Genomic DNA, 21,048 nt, shown 5'->3' on the forward strand with positions numbered 1-21,048 from the left:
CCCCAATCCGAGCGGGGGGGCCGTTGCCGAAGGGTCACGCTGCACCCCTTCCCGGCCGATGGACGCGTGGTCGGCGGATCCAAGCCGCCGGCACGCGCGTCAGCAGAAGATGTCGTTGTACAGCGCGAACACCATGAGCGCGCCCATCAGCGCGAGGCCGACGGTCATCAGCACCCGCACCGCGCCGTCGGAGGGCGGCTTGCCCGCGACCGCCTCGTAGGCGTGGAACACGAGGTGGCCGCCGTCGAGCACGGGGATCGGGAACAGGTTCAGGAAGCCGACGGCCGTGGACAGCACGGCGATGAACCAGATGAAGTTGTCGATGCCTTGGCTCGCCGCGGCGCCGGAGGTCTCGGCGATGCCGATGGGGCCGGACAGGTTGCAGGTGCTGATCTGGCCCGTGACGATGTGGGTCAGCGCGCTGACGGACATGGAGACCACGTTCCAGACCTGCGCGGCCCCCTGCCCCAGCGCGGTGAACGGGTCGATCCGCTCGGTCAGCGGCTCGAACAGCAGGCCGCCCCCTTGGATGCCCATGAGCCAGCGCGTCTCGAAGCCCCCGTCGTCGGTCGGCAGGTCCATGCGGCGCGGCACGAGCGTGAAGGAGAGCTCCTCGCCGCCGCCCTCGCCCGGGCGCCAGACGTCGAGGGCGAGCGGGCGCCCCTCCGACTCCGACACGATGCGCTGGAGGTCGGAGAACGCGTGGATCGGCTCGCCGTCGATGGCACGCACGTAGTCGCCGGGCTCCAGCCCGATGTCGTAGGCGGCGGACCGGGGCTGGACGCCCGAGGCCAGCGGCGGCACCGGCGGCGCGGCCTCGATCTCGAGCTCGGCCCCGTCGCGCCGGACGACGTAGGGGATCGTCGCCCGCGACGGCGCATCGGAGGCGGCCGCGAACACGTCCGCGATGGCCTCGATCGGCTGGCCCGCGAGGCTGACGATCTCGTCGCCCTCCCGCAGCGCGGCCACGTCCGGCGGCAGCTCGGCCACGGCGCCGACCACCGGCTCGTCGACGGCGCGCCCCGACCACATCAGGAAGGCCGCGAAGATCGCGATGGAGAGGATAAAATTGGCGACCGGCCCGGCCGCGACCGTCACGGCGCGCTTCCACAGGGCCGCGCCCGGCATCGTCTGGGCGCGCTCCTCGGGGGTCATCGCCGCCACCTCGCCGTCGGCGCCGGCGGAGGCCGCGTTCGCGTCGCCCCGGAACTTGACGTAGCCGCCCAAGGGCAGCGCAGCGAGCTGCCACTGCGTGCCGTGCTTGTCGACGCGGCTCCAGATCACGGGGCCGAACCCCACGGAGAACACGTCCGCCTTGATGCCGCACCACCGCCCCGCGATGTAGTGGCCGTACTCGTGGATCGCGACGATGATCGACAGGGCGATCACGAAGGCCAGCAAGGTCCAGACGAGTCCGCCGAACTGCGGGATGAGGCTCAGATCCATGCGGGCCGCTCCGTGACGATCTGCGCGGCCTCTCGGCGGGCCGCTCGGTCGGTTTCGCTGACCATATCGAGGGTGATCGTGTCCCCATCAAGGCGGGGGGCCATCCGCCGCAGCACCTCCTCGACCAAGGGGGCCATGGCGGTGAAGCGGATCGCGCGCGCGATGAAGTGGTCGAGCGCCGCCTCCTTCGCCGCGTTGAACGCCGCGCCGGTCAGCGCCCCGCCGCGCATCACCTCGAAGGCGAGCGGGATCGCCGGGTAGCGGACGGGGTCCGGGGCGTGGAAATCGAGGCGGGCCACCTCGGCGAGGTTCAGGCGGTCCACCGGAAGGTGACGCCGCTCGGGCCAGTGCAGCGCGTAGCCGATGGCGTGGCGCATGTCGGGCGCCCCCATATGCGCCATCATCGCCCCGTCGCGGAACTGCACGAGCGCGTGGATCAGCGACTGCGGGTGGATCACCGCCTCGATCCGGGCCGGGTCGAGATGGAACAGCTCGTGCGCCTCGATCAGCTCCATCGCCTTGTTGAACATGGAGGCCGAGTCGATCGTGATGCGGTTGCCCATGTCCCAGTTCGGGTGCCGCCCGGCCTCCTCGGGCGTGGCCGCGGACAGGCGCTCCAGCGGCCAGTCGCGGAGGCCGCCCCCGGAGGCGGTGACGACGACGGACTCGACCGACGCCATGTCCTCGCCCGCGAGCGCCTGGAAGATCGCGGAATGCTCGCTGTCGACGGGGAGCACGGTCGCGCCGTGCCGCTCCGCCTCGGCGAGGAGGATCGGCCCGGCGCTGACGAGGCTCTCCTTGTTGGCCAGCGCGAGGGTCCCCCCCGCCGCCAGCGCGGCGAGGCCCGGCTCCAGCCCGGCGAAGCCGACGATCGCGCTCATGGTCCAGTCGACGGGGCGGGCGGCGGCCTCCAGCAGGGCCGCCCGGCCCGTGGCCGCCTCGATCCCGGTGCCGGCCAAGGCATCGCGCAGGACCGGCAGGCATCCGTCGTCCGCGCAGACCGCCACCTCGGCGCCGAGACGGATCGCGTCCCGCGCCAGCCCCTCGGCGTTGCCGCCCCCGGTCACCGCCACGACGTCGTAGGCGTCCGGATCCCGGGCGATCAGGTCGATGGTGGACTGGCCGACCGAGCCGGTCGCCCCGAGGATGGAGATGCGGCGCGTCACCGGGTGACGACGACCACGTCGGCGGCCATCGGGAGCGGCAGCGCGCCGAAGCTCTCGATCACCAAGAGCAGGAGCGCCGCGCCCAGCATCGCGTCGAACCGGTCGAACAGCCCCCCGTGGCCCGGCAGGAGGTTCGACGAGTCCTTGACGCCCATCTTCCGCTTCACGGCGCTCTCGGCGATGTCGCCCATCTGCGCCATCATGGCGAGGGCGACCGAGATCCCGATCAGCTGCACCCCTCCCCCGAGCCAGACCACCCAGATCACGCCGACGATCGCCGCCCCGACCCAGCCCGCGACGGTCCCGCTCCACGTCTTCTTGGGGGATACCTTGGGCCAGAACTTCGGTCCGCCCAGCATCCGGCCGGCGAAGTATCCCATGACGTCCGAGGCGACGACGACGAGGACGAGCCAGAGCATCGCGCGCCACCCGAAATCGGTCATGTGCACGGTGAGCGAGACCCCCGCGAGGACGATCGCCACGGCGAAGCCGAGGAAGATGCGGCGATGCACGCGCATCAGGGCGATGCCCGCCATCGGCACCGCCATCAGCAGCGGCAGGCCGATCCCGAGCGGCAGCAGCGACGCGGCCAGCACGGCACCGCCGCCGAGCCCGCCGAGCGCGAGCGATCGGCGCCCCGCCCCCAGCATCGTCGCGAGCTCCCAGAGCATGACCGCCACGCAGACCGAGATCAGCAGCGCGAAGGTCAGCGTCCCACCCCAGACGGCGACCACGCCGATGCCCATAAGGAACGCCGCCGTCCCCACCCGCGGCGCGAGGTCCGCGAACTGGCCGCGCACCTTGGGGCGGAGCGCTTCGCTCACGCGGCGCCGAACCGGCGGCTGCGGCTTCCGAAGCGGCCGAGGATCTCCGCGAAGGTGTCGGGGGTGAAGTCCGGCCAGAGCGTGTCGACGAACTCGTACTCGCTATAGGCCGACTGCCAGAGCAGGAAATTGGAGATGCGCGCCTCGCCGGAGGTGCGGATCACGAGGTCCGGGTCCGGCAGCACGTGGGTGTCGAGGTAGCGGGGCAGCGTCTCGTCCGTGATCTCCTCGGGCGACAGCTTCCCCGCCGCCACGTCGCGCGCGAGCCGCTTGGTCGCGCGCGCCACTTCGTCGCGCCCGCCGTAGTTGATCGCGATCGTAAGGTTGAGCCGCGTGTTGTGCGCCGTGCGCGCCTCCAGCTCCGCCATCAGGCGCTGGAGCACCGGCTCCAGACGGACGCGGTCGCCGATGAAGCGGACGCAGACGCCCGCCTCCTCCAGCCCCTTGGCCTCCGACTCGAGATGCTGGCGGAACAGCTTCATCAGCCCCGCCACCTCGATCTGGGTGCGCTTCCAGTTCTCCGTCGAGAAGGCGAACACCGTCAGGTACTCCACCCCGAGGCCGGGGCACGCCTCGACGACCTGCCGGAGGCGCTTGCCGCCGGCGCGGTGGCCCAGCAGGCGGGGGCGGCCCCTCTGCTGCGCCCACCTCCCGTTCCCGTCCATGATGATCGCCACGTGCCGTGGCGTCCCCTGCTCGCTCATCGTCGCCCCCTCAAGGCTGGCGCCTAGACCTGCATGATCTCCGCCTGCTTGGTCTCCAGCGCATCGTCGACCGCCTTGATGTGGGCGTCGGTCATCGTCTGGACCTCGTCTTCCCACATCTTCCGCTCGTCGTCGGGAATGTCGGCCTTCTTGATCTTCTCCATGCCGTCGCGCCGCACGTTGCGGATGCCCACGCGCGCGCTCTCGGCATACTGGCCCGCCACCTTGGTCAGGTCGCGCCGCCGCTCCTCGTTCAGTTCCGGGATCGGCAACATGATGATCGTGCCGTTGAGCTGCGGGTTGATGCCGAGGCCCGACTCCCGGATCGCCTTCTCGACCTTTCCCACCAGCGACTTGTCCCAGACGTTGACCGTCACCATCCGGGGCTCGGGCACGTTCACCGTGCCGACCTGGTTGATCGGCGTCGGCGCGCCGTAGGCGTCGACCATCACCGGCTCCAGCATGGAGGCCGAGGCGCGGCCGGTGCGAAGCGACGCGAACTCGGTCCGCAGGTTCGCCAGCGCCCCGTCCATGCGGCGCTGCAGATCGTCGGTGTCGAGTTCGAACTCGTCGGCCATCGCGTGGGACTCCCGGTGCTTTGCGGCGCTATAGCCGCCCCCGCGCCGGAGCGGAAGCGCGCCGCGCGGGGCGGCGCGCGTGCCGGTCAGAAGAGGAACTCGCCCTCCAACAGCGTGAGGGCGTTCACCCCTTCGAGGGTGAGACGGTCGTCGCCGACGGTGATCCACGCATCGGCATCGTCGCCCTGCACGTGGTTCTGCATGAGGTCGTCGTAGTCGGCGATGCCCGCGACCCGGGACAGGTCGATGACGTCGGCACCGGTCCGGAAGTCCCTGACGACGTCGCGCCCGAACCCGTCGGAGAAGACGAATATGTCCTCCCCCGCCCCGCCGACGAGCGTGTCCTGCCCCCCGCCGCCGAAGAGGGTGTCCGCGCCCGCGTCTCCCCGCAGCACGTCGTTCCCGTCCTCGCCGTAGATCCGGTCGTCGCCCTCGTCGCCGCGAAGGGTGTCGCCGCGGTCGCCGCCGTACATCCGGTCGTCGCCCTCGCCGCCGCGCAGGGAATCCTTCCCCCCCCGACCGATCAGGTGGTCCGCGCCCTCCGAGCCGTAGATCACGTCGTCCCCGCCCCCGCCGTCGAGGCGGTCGTCGCCGGATCCGCCGGTCAGGCGATCGTCGCCCGATCCGCCGTTCAGCCGGTCGTCCCCGCCCCCGCCGGAGAGCGTGTCCGCGCCGGAGTCCCCGTTGAGCGTGTCGATCCCGCCGTTGCCGACGACCCGGTCGTCGCCGGAGCCTCCACGCGCCCGGTCGTCCCCCGCGCCCCCGGCGAGGTCGTCGTCGTCGCGGCCCCCGCTCATCCAGTCGTCCCCGAGGCCGCCGTCGAGCGCGTCGGCGTCATGCCCGCCGATCAGGCGGTCGTCGCCCGCGCCGCCGAGCAGATCGTCCTCGCCGGAATCCCCGCGGATCGTGTCCGCGCCGTCGCCGCCATGAAGGACGTCGTCGTCGGCGCCGCCCCGCAGCGAGTCCGCGTCCGCGCCGCCGTCGACGGTGTCGTCCCCATGCCCGCCCTTCAGCGAGTCGCCGGCCGCGCCGCCGAAGAGAATGTCGTCCCCCCGGCCGCCGTCCATCCGGTCCTCGCCGCGCATCCCGTGCATCTCCTCGTCCCGGCCCGTGCCGACGACGTCGTCCGCCCCGTCCGACAGGACGATCCCCTCGATCCGCCCGGACAGCTGCAGGACGTCCGCCTCGCCCGCGAAGGCGACCGTTCCCGCCGCGAGGTCCGCCGTGATCGCCGCCGCGCCCATCGCCGCGAAGTTGAGCCAGTCGGTCCCGCCGTTCGTGTCGGACACGAAGCGACGCCCGGCCTCGACGTCGATCAGGTCGAACAGGTCTTGGGTGAAGGTGTAGACGTCGTCGTCGTCGGACCGCGCCCCGAAGAAGTCGAGCGACACCTCGCGCACCGTCCCCGAATCCGAGGCGTACCCGTCATCGAACCGCACCGACCACGTGCCCGCGCTCGACATCCCGCGCGCCAGCTCGACGGTGAAGGTCCACTCGAAGCCGGATTGCATGAAGCCGAAGCTCGGCTCGTAGGTGTAGCCGTAGGGGTCGTTCGGATCCTCCACCTCGACGTATTGCGCCTCCTCGAGAAACAGCGGCACCTCGGTCCCGTCCGGGGCGACGAGGGAGATCGTCACGTCCCCCGAGAACGAATGCTCGAGGGACACGGTCACCGCGATCGTCTCGATCTCGATGTCCTCAGAGACCGCGATGTCGACCTCGGCCGCGCCCGTGTCGTCGAAGTCCGACGCGATGGGCCCGCTCGTTTTGGAGACCGACCGCTCGTTCGCGGAGGTCAGCGCCGCCCCGTGCATCGTCGTCCACATCTCCGCCATGCGGACCGCGGCGAAGGCGTCGACCATCCCGTAGCCGTAGGAGAGATGCGCCGTCATCCCCCCGCCGTTCCAGGTCGTGGCGCCGTTGGCCGCCCATTCCCCGACCTCGAACCCCGCCGCGCCCCCCCCGAAGGCGGAGCCGGTCTGGACTGCGGAGGCCGCGAGGATGTTCTTCACGTCCCGCCATCCGAGGCCGGCGTTGGCTTCGAGCATCAGCGCCACGACGCCCGAGGTGATGGGCGTCGACGCGGAGGTGCCGCCGAAGTTCTGCGTGTAGTCGCCGCTGGCGCCGGACCCCGCCGCGTAGCCGTCCGCGCCGGTCAGGTCCGTCGTGACGCTCGCGGCCGGCGCGGCCACGAGGATCGAGGCCCCCCAGTTGGAGTAGTCGGCCACGTCGCCGTAGAAATCGGTCGCCGCGATGGAGAGCGTGAACCGGGAGGCGTTCATCCCGTCCGCCGAGGCGTTCGACGCGTCGTTGCCCGCCGCCTGCAGGATCACCGTGCCGAGCCCGTCGCGGCCCGTGGCGACCACGTCGCCGTAGATGGCCACCTCCCCGCTGATCTGGCTGCCGGCGTCGGACAGGTTCTGGTAGTCGTCGTAGTTCGGGACGTAGCCCCACGAGTTGTTCATGACGTCGTAGTTCGCGGCGTAGGCCAGCGCCGCCTCGGTCTCGGCGTAGGTGCCGAGCCCTTCCAAGACGTTCACCCCGACCAGCGTCGCCCCGTGGGCGACCCCGCTGCCGCCCCGTCCGTTCGCGTCGACCGCCGCGATCAGCCCGGCCACCGCCGTCCCGTGGCCGCTGTCGGAATAGATCGGCGTCGGGTCGTGGATCGTGCCGTCATGGGTGAAGTGCAGCGAGGCGTCGTAGTTGGCCGCCAAGTCGGGGTGGTCCGCCTCCACCCCGTCGTCGTAGACCGCGACCACCACGCCGGACCCGTCGTAGTCCGCCCAGATCGCCTCGATGTCCCCGAGCAGGGAGAAATGCCACTGGTCGCCGTAGAGCGGATCGGTCGGGGTCGTCATTCTATCGTCCTAGTATCTCGCGGACGCGGAAGGTGCGTCCTTGCATGCAGTTCGATCGGGCGCGCCACCGGCCCACGAGTTCCAGTCGGTCGCCGGGGCGCAGGGTGGCGGGGACCCCGGCGAGGCTGACGGTCTCGCCACCGTCGGTGGCGAAACGAAGGCAGGTCGCGCCGCGCCCGAGGACCGTCCCCGTCAGGTGGACCTCCCCGGCCTCGGCCCCGGGCGGGCCGGGACGCGGACCGACGCCCGGCGACGCGGCCTCCGCCACGGCGAGGTCGCCGCCGAGCACGCAGCACAGCAAGGCCGCCGTGCCGAGACGGCGCGGTCCGATGGCAGCCGACATGAGGATCGCGACCTCCGCTGGGATCCTGTGGGGAACGGCCCTATGGGAACGCGTCCGCCGCCCCAACGGGATCGCTCGAATAAGCCGGAGTTTCCCCGATCGGTGATGCCGAAAACCCCCGATCCACGGCGCCGCCTCAACCCACGCGGGTATGCGTCGCCGTCCCGGCGAGCACGCCGCGGAACCCGCCCGGCTCGTCGAGCGAGAAGACCACGATCGGCAGCCCGTTCTCCCGCGCGAGGGCGATCGCCGACGCGTCCATCACCTTGAGGTGCTTCGAGAGCACGTCGTCGTAGGAGATGCGGTCGTAGCGCACGGCATCGTCGTGGGCCATCGGATCCTTGTCGTAGACCCCGTCCACCTTCGTGCCCTTGAAGATCGCCTCGCAGGACATCTCCGACGCGCGCAGCGTCGCCGCCGTGTCGGTGGTGAAGTAGGGGTTCCCGGTCCCCGCGGCGAAGATCACGACGCGCTTCTTCTCGAGGTGGCGGACCGCCCGGCGGCGGATGTAGGGCTCGCAGACCTGGTCCATCGGGATGGCCGAAATGACGCGCGTGTGCAGGCCCAGCGACTCGAGCGCGCCCTGCATCGCCAGCGCGTTCATCACCGTCGCCAGCATCCCCATGTAGTCGGCCGTCGTCCGCTCCATCCCCTGCGCCGAGCCCTGCAGGCCCCGGAAGATGTTGCCGCCGCCGATCACCATGCAGATCTCGACGCCCGTCTCGTGGACGCTCTGCACCTCGCGGGCGATCCGCTCCACCGTCGGGGGATGGAGGCCGAAGCCTTGGTCGCCCATCAGCGCCTCGCCGCTGATCTTCAGCATGACACGCTTGTATCCCGCGGCCCCCGTCTCCGTGGTCCCGTCCATTGCGCGCCCCCCCCTGTTGCCGACGCGGCGTGTCGCAGATTAAGGCCGGTGGCGCAACGCTCCGGACGGACCGGCAGCGAAGGATCAACGTCGCGCCGCATGACCCTGATCTCGTTGGACGATATCCCCTCGGACCGGCCCATCCTGATCGCCGGCCCGACCGCCTCCGGGAAGTCGGCGCTCGCCCTTGCCTTGGCCGAACGGCAGGGCGGGACCGTGGTGAACGCGGACGCGATGCAGGTCTTCGCGGACTGGCGCGTCCTCACCGCACGACCGTCGGCGGAGGAGGAGGCGCGCGCCGCGCATGCGCTCTACGGCCATGTCGCTTGGCGGACGGCCTACTCGACAGGCGACTGGCTCCGCGACTATGCCGCCCTCCGGGCGCGCCGCCCGATCGTCACGGGGGGCACCGGCCTGCTGTTCCGCGCGCTCACCGAGGGGCTCGCCGACATACCGCCCACGCCGCCGGAGGTCCGGGCCGAGGCGGTCCGGCGGATGGAGGCGGAGGGCCACGCGGCGCTCGCCTCCGAACTGAGCGCGGACGTGCGGCGCGACCTCGACCTCGCCAACCCCGCCCGCGTGGCGCGCGCATGGGAGGTGCAGCGCGCAACGGGCCGTTCCATCCGTGCCTGGCAGGCCGAGACCCCGCCGCCCCTTCTCCCGCTCGACCGCGCGGTCCCGATCGTCCTGGAGGCCGACAGGGACTGGCTCGCCGAGCGGATCGCGCGCCGGTTCGACTTTATGCTCGATGGCGGAGCCTTGGACGAGGTCCGCGCCGTGCTGCCCCGCTGGAACCCGGCCCTCAACGCGGCGCAGGCCATCGGGGCACCGGACCTCGTCGCCCACCTGCGCGGCGAGATCGATCTCGCCACCGCCCGCGACCGCGCCGTGGCCGCCACCCGCCAGTACGCCAAGCGCCAGCGCACGTGGTTCCGCCGCCGGATGGGGGGCTGGACGGCCGTGCGGGCTGAATCGCTGCCGGGGTCGTGACCCGGCGGATGCCGGCCGCGGGCGCAACCCCCGCTGACCCTACGGAAGCGCACGAAAACGACACCGGAGGCGATGCGGAATGTCGCTTTTCTTCCCGGTCAAGTCGATTTGATCCGTTGACCCCGCCATGCGCTTGCCCCCCAATGCGGGATCAGAGGTGGGGGAGATCTCGACACGTACCGGACTGCGATGGCCCCCATCGCGTGCCGCGCCCGACGAACGAGGCGCGATCGAAGACACACAGGGAGAAGACTGCATGACCAAGCTAGATCGCACCATCGCCGGGGTCCATCCCGGCGCCGCGATGTACGCCGAGGAGCACAAGCGCGGCGAGATGGACCGCCGCGAGTTCCTGACCCGCGCCACCGCGCTGGGCGTCTCGGTGCCCGCCGCCTACGCGCTGATCGGCCTGCCCACCCCCGCCCGCGCTGACGCGCACGCCCAGCAGGGCGGCACCCTGCGGATGCAGATGGAGGTCCGCGCGCTCAAGGATCCGCGCACCTTCGACTGGACTCAGATGTCCTACGTGGCCGGCGGCTGGCTCGAGCACCTTGTGCTCTACCACAACGACGGCACCTTCACCGGCTTCCTGCTCGAGGGCTGGGAGACGAACGAGGACGCCACGCAATACACCATGCGCGTCCGTCCGGGCGTGAAGTGGTCCAACGGCGACGACTTCACCGCCGAGCACGTGGCCCACAACTTCCGCCGCTGGGCCGAGCGCGACGCCGAGGGCAACTCGATGGCCGCGCGCGTCGACGCGCTGGTCGACGACGACACGGGCCAGCTCCGGGAGGGCGGCATCGAGATCGTCGACGACCTCACGCTCGTGCTGAACCTCAAGCAGCCGGACATCACGCTGATCCCGGGCATCACCGACTACCCGGCCCACGTGCTGCATCCCGACCAGGATCCCGACGACCTGCTGACGAACCAGATCGGCACCGGCCCCTTTATGTCCGAGTCCCACGAGGTCGGCGTGAAGTCCGTGCTCGTGCGCCGTCCCGACCACGAGTGGTGGGGCACCGCCGCCGGGCTCGGCCCGAACCTCGAGCGGATCGAGTACATCGACTACGGCACGGACCCCTCCGCCTGGGTCGCCGCCGCCGAGGCCGAGGAGATCGACGCCCTCTACGAGAACGTGGGCGAGTTCGTGGAGATCTTCGAGTCGATCGGCTGGACCAACTCGGAGATCGCGACCGGCTCGACCATCGTGATCCGCCCGAACCAGCAGGCCGAGGTCGACGGCATGCGCCCCTACGAGGACGTACGTGTCCGCCGCGCCATCGCCATGGCGGTCGACAACGCTGTGCTGCTTGAGCTCGGCAACGCGGGTCAGGGCATCGTCGCCGAGAACCACCACGTCGCCCCGGTGCACCCGGAGTACGACCCCGAGGTGGGCCGCGGTCCGTTCGACCCGGCGCAGGCGAAGGCGCTCATGGAGGAGGCCGGGATGGCCGACTTTGAGCACGAGCTGATCTCGATCGACGACGACTGGCGCCGCGCCACCACCGACGCCGTCGCCGCGCAGCTGCGCGACGCGGGCATCCCGGTGAAGCGCACGATCCTCCCGGGCTCCACGTTCTGGAACGACTGGGCGAAGTATCCCTTCTCCTCGACGAACTGGAACCACCGCCCGCTCGGCACGCAGGTCCACGGCCTCGCGTACAAGTCGGGCGTCGCATGGAACGAGTTCGGCTGGGAGAACGCCGAGTTCGACGCCCTGCTGGCCGAGGCGAACTCCATCGCGGACGCCGACGCGCGCCGCGAGGTGATGGGCAAGATGCAGAAGATCGTCGTCGACGACGGCGTCACGATCCAGCCCTACTGGCGCTCGCTCTACCGCTCGTCGACGGACGGGACGGTCAACATGGACATGCACATCGCCTACCACGGGCGCATGTGGGAGTGGGGCCTGGCGGCCTGATCCCCTGACATGTCGGGGCGTCCCTCCGGGGGCGCCCCCCTTTCCGTCGACGACGGACCATCCGGACACGACCGGCCGCCCGAAGGGACAGACCACCGATGGCGATGTTCATCCTCCGACGCTTGGGCGTGATGCTCCTGACGGCGCTCTGCCTGACCTTCGTGGTCTTCTTCCTGACCAACCTCTATCCGAACCTCGAGAAGCTGGCGAAGACGCAGGCCAACAACCGGATGTCCGACGACCAGGTCGTGACGTGGCTCGACAACCGCGGCTACCTCGACAGCACGGTGGTGAAGTACGGGCGCTGGCTCGGCGTCGCGCCCTCCTTCGTCCGCGAGGACGACGCGGGCGAGATCCTCTACAACTCCTGCGCCCGCCCCGGCGAGGATCCGGCCACGGCGGGCCGCTTCTGCGGCGTGCTCCAAGGCGACTGGGGCTTCTCCTCCGTCTTCAAGGACGGCGTGCTCGACATCCTCGCGGCGCGCGGCGTGCAGACCCTCAAGCTGATGGGCTGGGTGATGCTGGTGATGGTGCCCGGCGCGCTGATCATCGGCGTCCTCGCGGGCATGCGCGAGGGCTCCAAGCTCGACCGCTCCCTCTCGACCTTCTCGATCGCGACCACGGCGACGCCCGAATACGTCTCCGGCGTCATATTCATCACCGTGTTCGCCTCCTCCGCCGTGGGCCTCAAGTGGTTCAAGGGCACGGCCGCCAGCGCCATGGAGAACGTCACCTTCGAGAACTTCACCTTGCCCGTGCTGACCGTCGCGCTCTACGGGATGGGATACATCGCGCGGATGACGCGGGCCTCCATGACCGAGGTGATGACCGCCCAGTACATCCGCACCGCGCGCCTCAAGGGCGTCTCTTTCGGCTCGATCGTCCTCAAGCACGCCTTGCGCAACGCGCTGATCGCCCCCTTCACGGTGATCATGCTGCAGTTCCCGTGGCTGCTGAACGGCGTCGTGATCGTGGAGACCCTGTTCAACTTCAAGGGCTTCGGCTGGACGCTGGTGCAGGCCGCCGGCAACAACGACATCGAGCTGCTGCTCGGCGTCTCCATCGTCTCGGTCTTCGTGGTGCTCGCGACGCAGCTGATCTCGGACATCGGCTACGTCTTCCTCAACCCCCGCATTAGGATCGCCTGATCATGGAACCGCTCACCTGGACCGGCGGCCTCGGCGACGTGCTCGACCCGCTCTTCCTCGTCTCGATCATCGCGCTCCTCGTCAGCGCGGCGCTCTCCATCGTCGTGTCCGTCGCGACCCCCGCCCAGCGGATCGTGGTCAACCCCGACGGCACCATCGCCGCCGCCGAGGGCTTGCCGGGCCTGACCGCCAAGGCGCAGCGCTGGTCGCTCTACGCCGTGATCGGGATCGCGCTGGCCTACGTCGTCGGCGGCGCGGTCCTCTCGTGGCAGGGCGCCGGCATCCTCGGCGGCATGTCCCGGCAGCTGGTGCCCGTCTGGATCAGCCTCGTCGCGCTCTTCGCCGTGTCCGTGGCGACGAAGCGCAGCACCGGCCTCTACGGCAAGCTCTTCGACTCCACCGTCGGCATGATCGGCTTCGCGCTGGTGATGTTCTGGGTGTTCACCGCCCTCTACACCGGCGCCTTCGGCCTCATCGCGACCCACGACCCGCTGACGCAGGTCTCGGGCATGAAGAACGAGGTGCCCGGCTCCCCCTTCTCGGACGAGGGCTACCCCTTCTACCTGCTGGGCGGCGACAACCTCGCGCGCGACGTGTTCTCGCGCGTGGTGTCCGGGTCGGTCATCGTGGTGATGATCGCCCCCTTGGCCACGCTCTTCGCGTTCATGGTCGGCATCGTCCTCGGCCTGCCCGCGGGCTACTACGGCGGCAAGCTCGACACGATCCTGTCCTTCCTCGCCAACCTGATCCTCGCCTTCCCGGTGATCCTGCTGTTCTACCTGCTGGTGACGCCGGAGATCCGCCAGACCGGCCTGCCGAGCTACATGGGCGTGGCGCTCTTCCTCGCGCCCATCGCCTTCGCCGCGGTGCTGATATGGTCGCGCTACCGGACCCAGCCGAGCCGCGCCTACACGCTGCTGGCGATCGTCCTGATCCCGCTGGTCTGGCTCTACCTGTCGGTCATCAACGACCCCTCGACGCCGATCGACTTCCTCGGCGGCATCGACCTGTTCGACATCGCCGGCGGCGTGCTGACGGTCTTCGTCTCGGTGGTCTTCGTGAACTCGCCCACGGTGTTCAGGATCGTCCGTGGCCTGACCCTCGACATCAAGACCCGCGACTACGTGGCCGCCGCCCAGACCCGCGGCGAGACGCCGTGGTACATCATGCTGTGGGAGATCCTGCCCAACGCGCGCGGGCCGCTGATCGTCGATTTCTGCCTGCGGATCGGCTACACCACGATCCTGCTCGGCACGCTGGGCTTCTTCGGCCTCGGCCTGCCGCCCGAGAGCCCCGACTGGGGCTCCACGATCAACGACGGGCGCCGCCTGCTGTCGATCTACCCGCACCCCGCCATCGTCCCCGCCGTGGCCCTCCTGAGCCTCGTGCTCGGGCTGAACCTGCTCGCCGACGGTCTCCGCGAGGAGAGCCTGCGGGACTGACGCCCCTCATCCTGCCGGAAATACCTCGGGGGTCCGGGGGCAGAGCCCCCGGCGCCTCCAACAAGCGAGACGACGCATGAAGCAGAACCCCGACTACGCCGGCCCCATCCTAGAGATCGAGGACCTGTCGATCTCCTTCTTCACCCGCCTGCGCGAGATCCCGGCGGTGATGGACTTCTCCGTGACCGTCCAGCCGGGCGAGGCGGTGGGACTCGTGGGGGAGTCGGGCTGCGGCAAGTCGACGGTCGCGCTCGGCGTCATGCAGGACCTCGGCGTCAACGGGCGGGTCGTTGGCGGCACGATCAAGTTCAAGGGCCGCGACCTCGCCGAGATGTCGCCGTCGGAGCTGCGCGACATCCGCGGCAACGAGATCGCGATGATCTACCAAGAGCCGATGGCCTCGCTGAACCCGGCGATGAAGGTCGGCAAGCAGCTCATGGAGGTGCCGATGCTCCATGACGACGTGTCGGAGAAGGAGGCCTACGACATGGCCCTCCAGACCGTCACGGACGTCAAGCTGCCCGACCCCGCGCGCATCCTCGAGAGCTATCCCCACCAGCTGTCCGGCGGCCAGCAGCAGCGCATCGTCATCGCCATGGCGCTGATGTCGAAGCCCGCGCTCCTCATCCTCGACGAGCCGACCACGGCGCTCGACGTCACGGTCGAGGCCGGCATCGTGCAGCTCGTGAAGGAGCTGGGCACCAAGTACGGCACCTCGATGCTGTTCATCTCGCACAACCTCGGGCTGGTGCTGGAGACCTGCGACCGCATCTGCGTGATGTACTCCGGCGAGGCGGTCGAGGACGGGCGCATCGCGGACGTGTTCGACAAGATGCGCCACCCCTATACGCAGGCGCTCTTCCGCTCGATTCCGCTGCCCGGCGCCGACAAGACCGCGCGGCCCCTCGTGGCCATCCGGGGCAACTTCCCCCTGCCCCACGAGCGTCCGCCCGGCTGCAACTTCGGGCCGCGCTGCGACTACTTCGAGGCGGGGCGCTGCGATGCGCGGCCCATCCCGATGGAGGACGTCGAGCCGGGCCACCACTCCCGCTGCCTGCGCTGGGACGAGATCGACTGGGCCGCGCCGCCCGAGGCCACCGAGACGCCGCCGCCCAATCCGCCGGGCGACCCGGTGCTCAAGGTCTCGAACCTGAAGAAGTACTACCAAGTCGCCGCCAACGCCCTGTTCGGCGGCGGCGAGGAGCGCGTCGTCAAGGCCAACGAGACGCTCGACTTCGAGGCCCGCGAATCCGAGACGCTCGCCATCGTGGGCGAATCCGGCTGCGGCAAGTCCACGCTGGCCAAGATGCTCATGGGCCTCGAGACCGCGACCGACGGCACCATCGTGATGGGCAACGAGGAGATCCAGTCCAAGCCCATCGAGGAGCGCGGGCCGGGCCAGGTCAGCCAGATCCAGATGGTGTTCCAGAACCCCTTCGACACGCTCAACCCGTCGATGACCGTGGGCCGCCAGATCATCCGCGCGTTGGAGGTGTTCGACTACGGCGCCAACGACGCCGAGCGGCGTGAGCGGATGCTGCAGCTGCTCGACCTCGTGAAGCTCCCGCGCGAGTTCGCGGGCCGGATGCCGCGCCAGCTCTCCGGCGGGCAGAAGCAGCGCGTCGGCATCGCGCGCGCCTTCGCGGGCGATGCGAAGATCGTGGTGGCGGACGAGCCGGTCTCGGCGCTCGACGTCTCGGTGCAGGCCGCCGTCACCGACCTGCTGATGGAGATCCAGCGCGAGCAGAAGACGACGCTCCTGTTCATCTCCCACGACCTGTCGATCGTGCGCTACCTCGCCGACCGCGTGATGGTCATGTATCTCGGCCACGTGGTCGAGCTGGGCACCACGGACGAGGTCTTCGCCCCGCCCTACCACCCCTACACCGAGGCGCTGCTCTCGGCGGTGCCGATCGCGGACACCAAGGTCGCCAAGAAGCACATCGTGCTCGACGGCGACATCCCGTCCGCCATGAACCCGCCCCCCGGCTGCCCCTTCCAGACGCGGTGCCGCTGGAAGTCCGAGGTGCCGGGCGGCCTGTGCGAGAAGGAGGTGCCGCCCATGCGGACCTTCGGCGCCCACCAGATCAAGTGCCACCTTTCCGACGAGCAGCTTGCCCGCATGGAGCCCGTGATCCAGATCGCCGCCGAATAGGCGGCGCCCGTCGCCCTAGCGGCAGCGCTCCCAGACGTAGCGGTAGCCCCGCTCGCGGAACTCCAGCCCGAGCGGATGCCGCCGGAGGGTGATCGTCCTGCGGGCCGTCGCGCCCTCGCCGGAGCAGGTCGCGCGGAACTCGACCCATCCGCCGCCGACCCGCCCGGTCGAGCCGAGGTCGCAGGAGTTCTCGACACCCTCCAAGCGGCCCTCCCGGATGGCGAGGGCCCCGCCGTCCATGCCGACCTCGTCCGCGCGGCACGACCACCGCGCGCCCTCGGGCTTGTACAATCCGTCGATGTCCTGCGCCGCGACGGGCGGGGCCGCGGCCAATAGCGCGGCGAGCGTGAACGAAATGCGTCTCATGGCGCGAACGCTTCCGCGACGCCACGTCCACCGTCAAGGCGGTGGGCCGTGTCATTGGATGACGCCCCCGCGTGCCCTACCCTCCCCCCATGCTCTCGGTCCTGCCAGCCGCCGCCACCCTCGCCGTCTCGGCCGGCAGCGCGTCGTGGATCGACCGCCGCGCCCGCGCCCGGGAGGTCCGCGCCGAGGCCGAGCACCCCCCCGAGGGCGCGATCATCGACGTGGACGGCATCCCCGTGCACGCGGTCGTCCGGGGCGAGGGCCCCGACCTCGTCCTAATCCACGGCGCGAGCGGCAACCTGCGCGACTTCACCTTCTCCCTCGTCCCGCGCCTCGCGAAGCGGTGGCGCGTGATCGCCTTCGACCGCCCCGGCATGGGCTACACCGGCCGCACCGACCCCGCCTACGACGACCCGGCCGGCACCCGCGCCGAGACCCCGTCCGAGCAGGCCCGCCTCCTGCGCGACGCCGCCGCGCGCCTCGGCGCGACGCGGCCCGTGGTCCTCGGCCACAGCTTCGGCGGGACCATCGCGCTCGCGTGGGCGACCGACGCGCCCGACACCGTCGCCGCGCTGGTCCCCCTCGCCGCCGCCTCCAACCGGTGGGAGGGCGGGCTGGGCCGCCTCTACGCGATCACGTCCTCGGCGGTTGGCGGCGCGCTCGCCGTCCCCGCCCTCACCGCCTTCGTCACGGACGAGCGGCTCGTCGACTACTGTCGCAACGTGTTCGCCCCCGACCCCATGCCCGCCGGGTATCCCGAGCATGTCGGCCCCGCCCTCACGCTCCGCCGCCGCTCGCTGCGCGCCAACGCGCGGCAGGTGAACCCGCTCCTCCCCCACGTGATCGCCTTGGAGGCGCGCTACCCGAGCCTCCCCATGCCGATCGAGGTTGTCCATGGCGACATCGATCCGATCTGCCCCTTCGACACCCATGCCCTCGCCCTGTCGCGGATGGCCCCCACCGCGAAGCTCACGACCCTCCGCGGCGTCGGCCACATGCCCCACCACGTCGCCCCCGAGGCGGTCGAGGCCGCGCTCGAGCGTGCCGCCGCCCGCGCCGGGTTACGCTGAGCCCCGCGCCGCGCTACCTCCGCGGGACGCGAGCCGGGGAGACCGACCATGACGAAGCCGTTCGACGGTGCCATCACCACCTTCTTCGAGGAGGACGCCCCCGCCGCCATCCGCGACGCCATCCGCGACGCGGACAGCGCCAAGGAGGTTCTGACGGACGACTACCCCTACGACCGCTGGCTCAGGAAGAAGGACTACGAGGAGCAACTCGACGCCCTCCAGGTCGAGCTGGTGAAGATGCAGTCGTGGGTGCAGGAGACCGGCGCCCGCGTCATCGCCGTGTTCGAGGGGCGCGACGCCGCCGGCAAGGGCAGCACGATCCGCCGCCTGACCGCGAACCTGCCGTCCCGCGCCGCCCCCGTCGTCGCGCTCTCCAAGCCGACCGAGCGCGAGCGGGGCGAGTGGTACTTCCAGCGCTACGTCCGCCACCTGCCCACCGCCGGGCAGGTCTCCGTCTTCGACCGCTCGTGGTACAACCGCGCCGTCGTCGAGCACGTGTTCGGCTTCTGCTCCCCGGCCGAGCGCGAGGCCTTCTTCCATCAGCTCCCGTCCTTCGAGAAGCTGCTCGTGGACGACGGGATCGTCCTCGTGAAGCTGTGGCTGACCGTGGGCCGCGCCGAGCAGCTCCGCCGTTTCCTGTCGCGCGAGACGGACCCGCTGAAGCAGTGGAAGCTGTCGGGCATCGACGTGAAGGGCCTCGCCAAGTGGGACGCGTACACCGACGCCATCGGCGAGACCTTGGAGCGGTCCTCCTTCGACTTCGCGCCGTGGACCGTCGTGCGCTCGGACGACAAGCGCCGCGCCCGCCTCGAGGCGATCCGCACGGTGCTGTCGTCCGTCCCCTACGACGGGCGGGACGACTCGCTGCTCGAGATCGACCGAAAGGTCGCGGGCGGCCCCGGCCTGTGGCTCGCGGGCGCCTGACTTGGCCGACCGGTATCACCACGGGAACCTGCGCCAAGCCCTCGTCGACGAGGCGCTCAAGCTGATTGAGGCGAAGGGCCCGGCCGGCTTCACCCTTTCGGAGGCGGCCCGCGCCGCGGGCGTGACGCCCGCCGCCGTCTACCGCCACTTCGAGGGCCGCGAGGACCTGATCGCGGAATGCGCGGTGCAGGGGCACCGCATCTTCACCGCAGCGATGGAGAACGCCTTCGCCGACGGCCAGCCCTCGCCGCTCTCCGCGTTCGAGGCGGTGGGCCGGGCCTACCTTGCCTTCGCCAAGGCGCACACGGGCCACTACATCGCGATGTTCGAGTCCGGCCTGTCCCGCCACGCGACGCCCGGCCTCGCGGTCGCGGCGGACCGGTCCGCCGCCGTGCTCGAGCGTGCGGCCGCCAAGCTGTCCGAGACCATCCCGCCCGAACGGCGTCCCCCCGCCTCGATCTTCAGCGCGCATGTCTGGGCGATGTCCCACGGCGTCGTCGAGCTCTTCGCGCGCGGTGCGCCCGGCGCGAACGCCCCCTTCTCGCCCGAGGATCTGCTGGAGGCGGGAATCGGCATCTATCTCCGGGGCCTCGGCCTCTTGCCGCCCGACGCCTGACGTTTCACGCCCGACCCGTCCGCTCACGCCCCCGGCACCGCCGCTCCCGCGCCCGTGAGAGCCGTGCGCGGCTTGCTCCTTGCCCTGCGTTTCCGCACCATCCTCGGTCCGATCTCACGTGCCCGTGCATGGCGGCGCAGGGCTGCGGAGGGCATCTTGGTTTCAACGCAACGGGGCACCGCCCCAAACCACAAGGACCAAGACCATGACCAAGCTCATCCTCGCCGCCGCCGCCCTCTCCGCCGCCATCGCCGCCCCCGCGGCCGCCCAGACGGTCCAGGTCGTGCCCGGCGCGGCCGGCGCGATCGCCCACTTCAACCAGTCGCGCGAGCAGGGCGAGCGGCTGATCGTCCCCCGCACCGAGCGCCAGCGTGCGTCGCGCCCCTCGCGGAGCTTCGAGATCGCCCGCCAGATCGTGAACGGCTCCGCCGACGGCCAAGACGGCAAGATCCTCGGCCGGGGCACCCGCTTCGACTGATCCGGCCTGCCCCGCGACGCGCCCCGTTCCTCCCGGCGGGGCGCGTTTGCGTTGCGTCCCCGGCGTTCCGGCCGCAAGGGACGCCCATGGACCGCACCGCCCCTCCCCGCTCCGACACGTGGCGCGCCGCCGCTTGGATGCTGGGCGCCATCGCCTCGTTCACCGCGATGGCGGTCGCGGGCCGCGCGGTCTCCCACGAGCTCGACACCTTCGAGATCATGCTCTGGCGCTCCGTCATCGGCGTGGCCGTCATGCTCTCGGTCGCCACGGCGCTCCGCCGCTGGAACGAGGTCTCGCGCGAGCGGCTGCCGCTCCACCTCGCGCGGAACGCCGCGCACTTCGCCGGCCAGAACCTCTGGTTCCACGCGATCACGGTGCTGCCCCTCGCCACCGTGTTCGCGCTGGAGTTCACGTCTCCCCTCTGGGTGCTCCTGCTCTCGATCCCGCTCCTCGGCGAGCGTCCCGGCTGGACGCGCGCCGGTATCGCCCTGCTCGGCTTCGCGGGCGTCCTGCTCGTCGCGCGCCCCGGCGCGGACATGCCCCCCGGCGTGATCTGGGCCGCCTTGGCCGCCGTCGGGTTCGCCCTGACCAACGTTGCCACGAAGCGGCTGACCCGCGACGAGAGCACCCTGTCGATCCTCGTCTGGCTGACCGCGATGCAACTGGTGCTCGGGCTGGCCTTCGCGGGCTGGGACGGCGACATCGCCGCGCCGTCCGCCGCCGCCGCGCCGTGGATCGGGCTCATCGGCCTCGCGGGGCTCTGCGCGCACTGGTCGCTCACCAACGCGCTGGCGCTGGCGCCCGCCTCGACGGTCATGCCGATCGACTTCGCCCGCCTGCCGCTGATCGCGGGGATCGGCGCGTGGGCCTACGGCGAGTCGCTCGACCCCCTCACGCTCCTCGGCGGCGGGATCGTCTTCGCGGCGGCCTACGCCAACCTGCGCCTCGCCGACCGGCCCGCCTGACGCCCCGGCGCCCCACTCTGTTGCAGCCGCGCCACCCTGCACCTGCGGGATTCCACACCCCCGCGTCGTGACGCTGGGTCCGTCTTGAGCGGAACACCCTCCGCGCGCTTACGATTTAGGCGAACACCGGCGCGTGGCAGACCCGCGCGCCCGGACGGCGTCCGACAGGGCGCGAGAGGG

General features: G+C 71.0%; 19 protein-coding genes. 10 read left to right on the plus strand and 9 right to left on the minus strand.

The features are described from left to right. Window positions 1–99: 99 nt before the first annotated feature. From rseP to pyrH, 8 genes are all read right to left on the minus strand, one after another. Entirely contained in the window at window positions 100–1,446 is a 1,347-nt protein-coding gene (gene rseP, locus JQC91_RS10095) for an RIP metalloprotease RseP (RefSeq protein WP_203286700.1), read from the minus strand. Then, the gene (gene dxr / locus JQC91_RS10100) at window positions 1,437–2,612 is read right to left on the minus strand and encodes a 1-deoxy-D-xylulose-5-phosphate reductoisomerase (RefSeq protein WP_203286701.1); all 1,176 of its coding nucleotides are present in this window, start codon (window positions 2,610–2,612) and stop codon (window positions 1,437–1,439) included. Before dxr ends, rseP begins: the two co-directional genes overlap by 10 nt. Further along, entirely contained in the window at window positions 2,609–3,436 is an 828-nt protein-coding gene (locus JQC91_RS10105; RefSeq protein ID WP_203286702.1) for a phosphatidate cytidylyltransferase, read from the minus strand. The genes dxr and JQC91_RS10105 overlap by 4 nt, the downstream gene beginning before the upstream one ends. Continuing rightward, entirely contained in the window at window positions 3,433–4,140 is a 708-nt protein-coding gene (gene uppS, locus JQC91_RS10110; protein ID WP_203286703.1) for a polyprenyl diphosphate synthase, read from the minus strand. The genes JQC91_RS10105 and uppS overlap by 4 nt, the downstream gene beginning before the upstream one ends. 23 nt (window positions 4,141–4,163) lie before the next feature. After that, a complete protein-coding gene (gene frr / locus JQC91_RS10115; protein ID WP_203286704.1) occupies window positions 4,164–4,718 on the minus strand; it encodes a ribosome recycling factor in 555 nt (184 codons plus the stop codon). An 86-nt stretch (window positions 4,719–4,804) separates the two neighbouring features. After that, complete coding sequence (locus JQC91_RS10120; protein ID WP_203286705.1) at window positions 4,805–7,576, minus strand: S8 family serine peptidase; 2,772 nt, start codon at window positions 7,574–7,576, stop codon at window positions 4,805–4,807. A 1-nt stretch (window position 7,577) separates the two neighbouring features. Continuing rightward, complete coding sequence (locus tag JQC91_RS10125; RefSeq protein ID WP_203286706.1) at window positions 7,578–7,919, minus strand: hypothetical protein; 342 nt, start codon at window positions 7,917–7,919, stop codon at window positions 7,578–7,580. A gap of 136 nt (window positions 7,920–8,055) precedes the next feature. Beyond that, window positions 8,056–8,787, minus strand: coding sequence for a UMP kinase (gene pyrH / locus JQC91_RS10130; RefSeq protein WP_203286707.1), 732 nt, complete (start codon window positions 8,785–8,787; stop codon window positions 8,056–8,058). 99 nt (window positions 8,788–8,886) lie between these two features. Here pyrH and miaA point away from each other — a divergent pair, with 99 nt between their 5' ends. From miaA to JQC91_RS10155, 5 genes are all read left to right on the plus strand, one after another. Next, on the plus strand, window positions 8,887–9,777 hold the full coding sequence (gene miaA, locus JQC91_RS10135; RefSeq protein WP_203286708.1) for a tRNA (adenosine(37)-N6)-dimethylallyltransferase MiaA: 891 nt from the start codon (window positions 8,887–8,889) through the stop codon (window positions 9,775–9,777). 256 nt (window positions 9,778–10,033) lie between these two features. Then, a complete protein-coding gene (locus JQC91_RS10140) occupies window positions 10,034–11,704 on the plus strand; it encodes an ABC transporter substrate-binding protein (protein WP_203286709.1) in 1,671 nt (556 codons plus the stop codon). A gap of 98 nt (window positions 11,705–11,802) precedes the next feature. Beyond that, the gene (locus JQC91_RS10145) at window positions 11,803–12,852 is read left to right on the plus strand and encodes an ABC transporter permease (RefSeq protein ID WP_203286710.1); all 1,050 of its coding nucleotides are present in this window, start codon (window positions 11,803–11,805) and stop codon (window positions 12,850–12,852) included. A 2-nt stretch (window positions 12,853–12,854) separates the two neighbouring features. After that, window positions 12,855–14,294, plus strand: a complete 1,440-nt coding sequence (locus JQC91_RS10150) for an ABC transporter permease (protein ID WP_203286711.1) — start codon at window positions 12,855–12,857, stop codon at window positions 14,292–14,294. Between the two features lie 76 nt (window positions 14,295–14,370). Next, window positions 14,371–16,449, plus strand: coding sequence for an ABC transporter ATP-binding protein (locus JQC91_RS10155; protein WP_203286712.1), 2,079 nt, complete (start codon window positions 14,371–14,373; stop codon window positions 16,447–16,449). Between the two features lie 15 nt (window positions 16,450–16,464). On the opposite strand, the gene JQC91_RS10160 is transcribed toward JQC91_RS10155, so the two are convergent. Then, a complete protein-coding gene (locus JQC91_RS10160; protein WP_203286713.1) occupies window positions 16,465–16,815 on the minus strand; it encodes a hypothetical protein in 351 nt (116 codons plus the stop codon). An 89-nt stretch (window positions 16,816–16,904) separates the two neighbouring features. Here JQC91_RS10160 and JQC91_RS10165 point away from each other — a divergent pair, with 89 nt between their 5' ends. The 5 genes from JQC91_RS10165 (at window position 16,905) to JQC91_RS10185 (ending at window position 20,868) form a co-directional block, all read left to right on the plus strand. Then, window positions 16,905–17,885, plus strand: coding sequence for an alpha/beta hydrolase (locus JQC91_RS10165; RefSeq protein ID WP_203286714.1), 981 nt, complete (start codon window positions 16,905–16,907; stop codon window positions 17,883–17,885). 48 nt (window positions 17,886–17,933) lie between these two features. Next, the gene (gene ppk2, locus JQC91_RS10170; protein ID WP_203286715.1) at window positions 17,934–18,809 is read left to right on the plus strand and encodes a polyphosphate kinase 2; all 876 of its coding nucleotides are present in this window, start codon (window positions 17,934–17,936) and stop codon (window positions 18,807–18,809) included. 1 nt (window position 18,810) lies between these two features. After that, the gene (locus JQC91_RS10175; protein ID WP_203286716.1) at window positions 18,811–19,425 is read left to right on the plus strand and encodes a TetR/AcrR family transcriptional regulator; all 615 of its coding nucleotides are present in this window, start codon (window positions 18,811–18,813) and stop codon (window positions 19,423–19,425) included. A gap of 205 nt (window positions 19,426–19,630) precedes the next feature. Beyond that, window positions 19,631–19,903, plus strand: coding sequence for a hypothetical protein (locus tag JQC91_RS10180; protein ID WP_203286717.1), 273 nt, complete (start codon window positions 19,631–19,633; stop codon window positions 19,901–19,903). Window positions 19,904–19,989: 86 nt separating this feature from the next. Continuing rightward, window positions 19,990–20,868: a DMT family transporter gene (locus JQC91_RS10185; protein WP_203286718.1), complete on the plus strand. Its 879-nt coding sequence runs from the start codon at window positions 19,990–19,992 to the stop codon at window positions 20,866–20,868. Window positions 20,869–21,048 lie beyond the last annotated feature (180 nt).

The organism is Jannaschia sp. Os4 (genome assembly GCF_016820245.1).
Classification (GTDB): Bacteria; Pseudomonadota; Alphaproteobacteria; order Rhodobacterales; family Rhodobacteraceae; genus Jannaschia.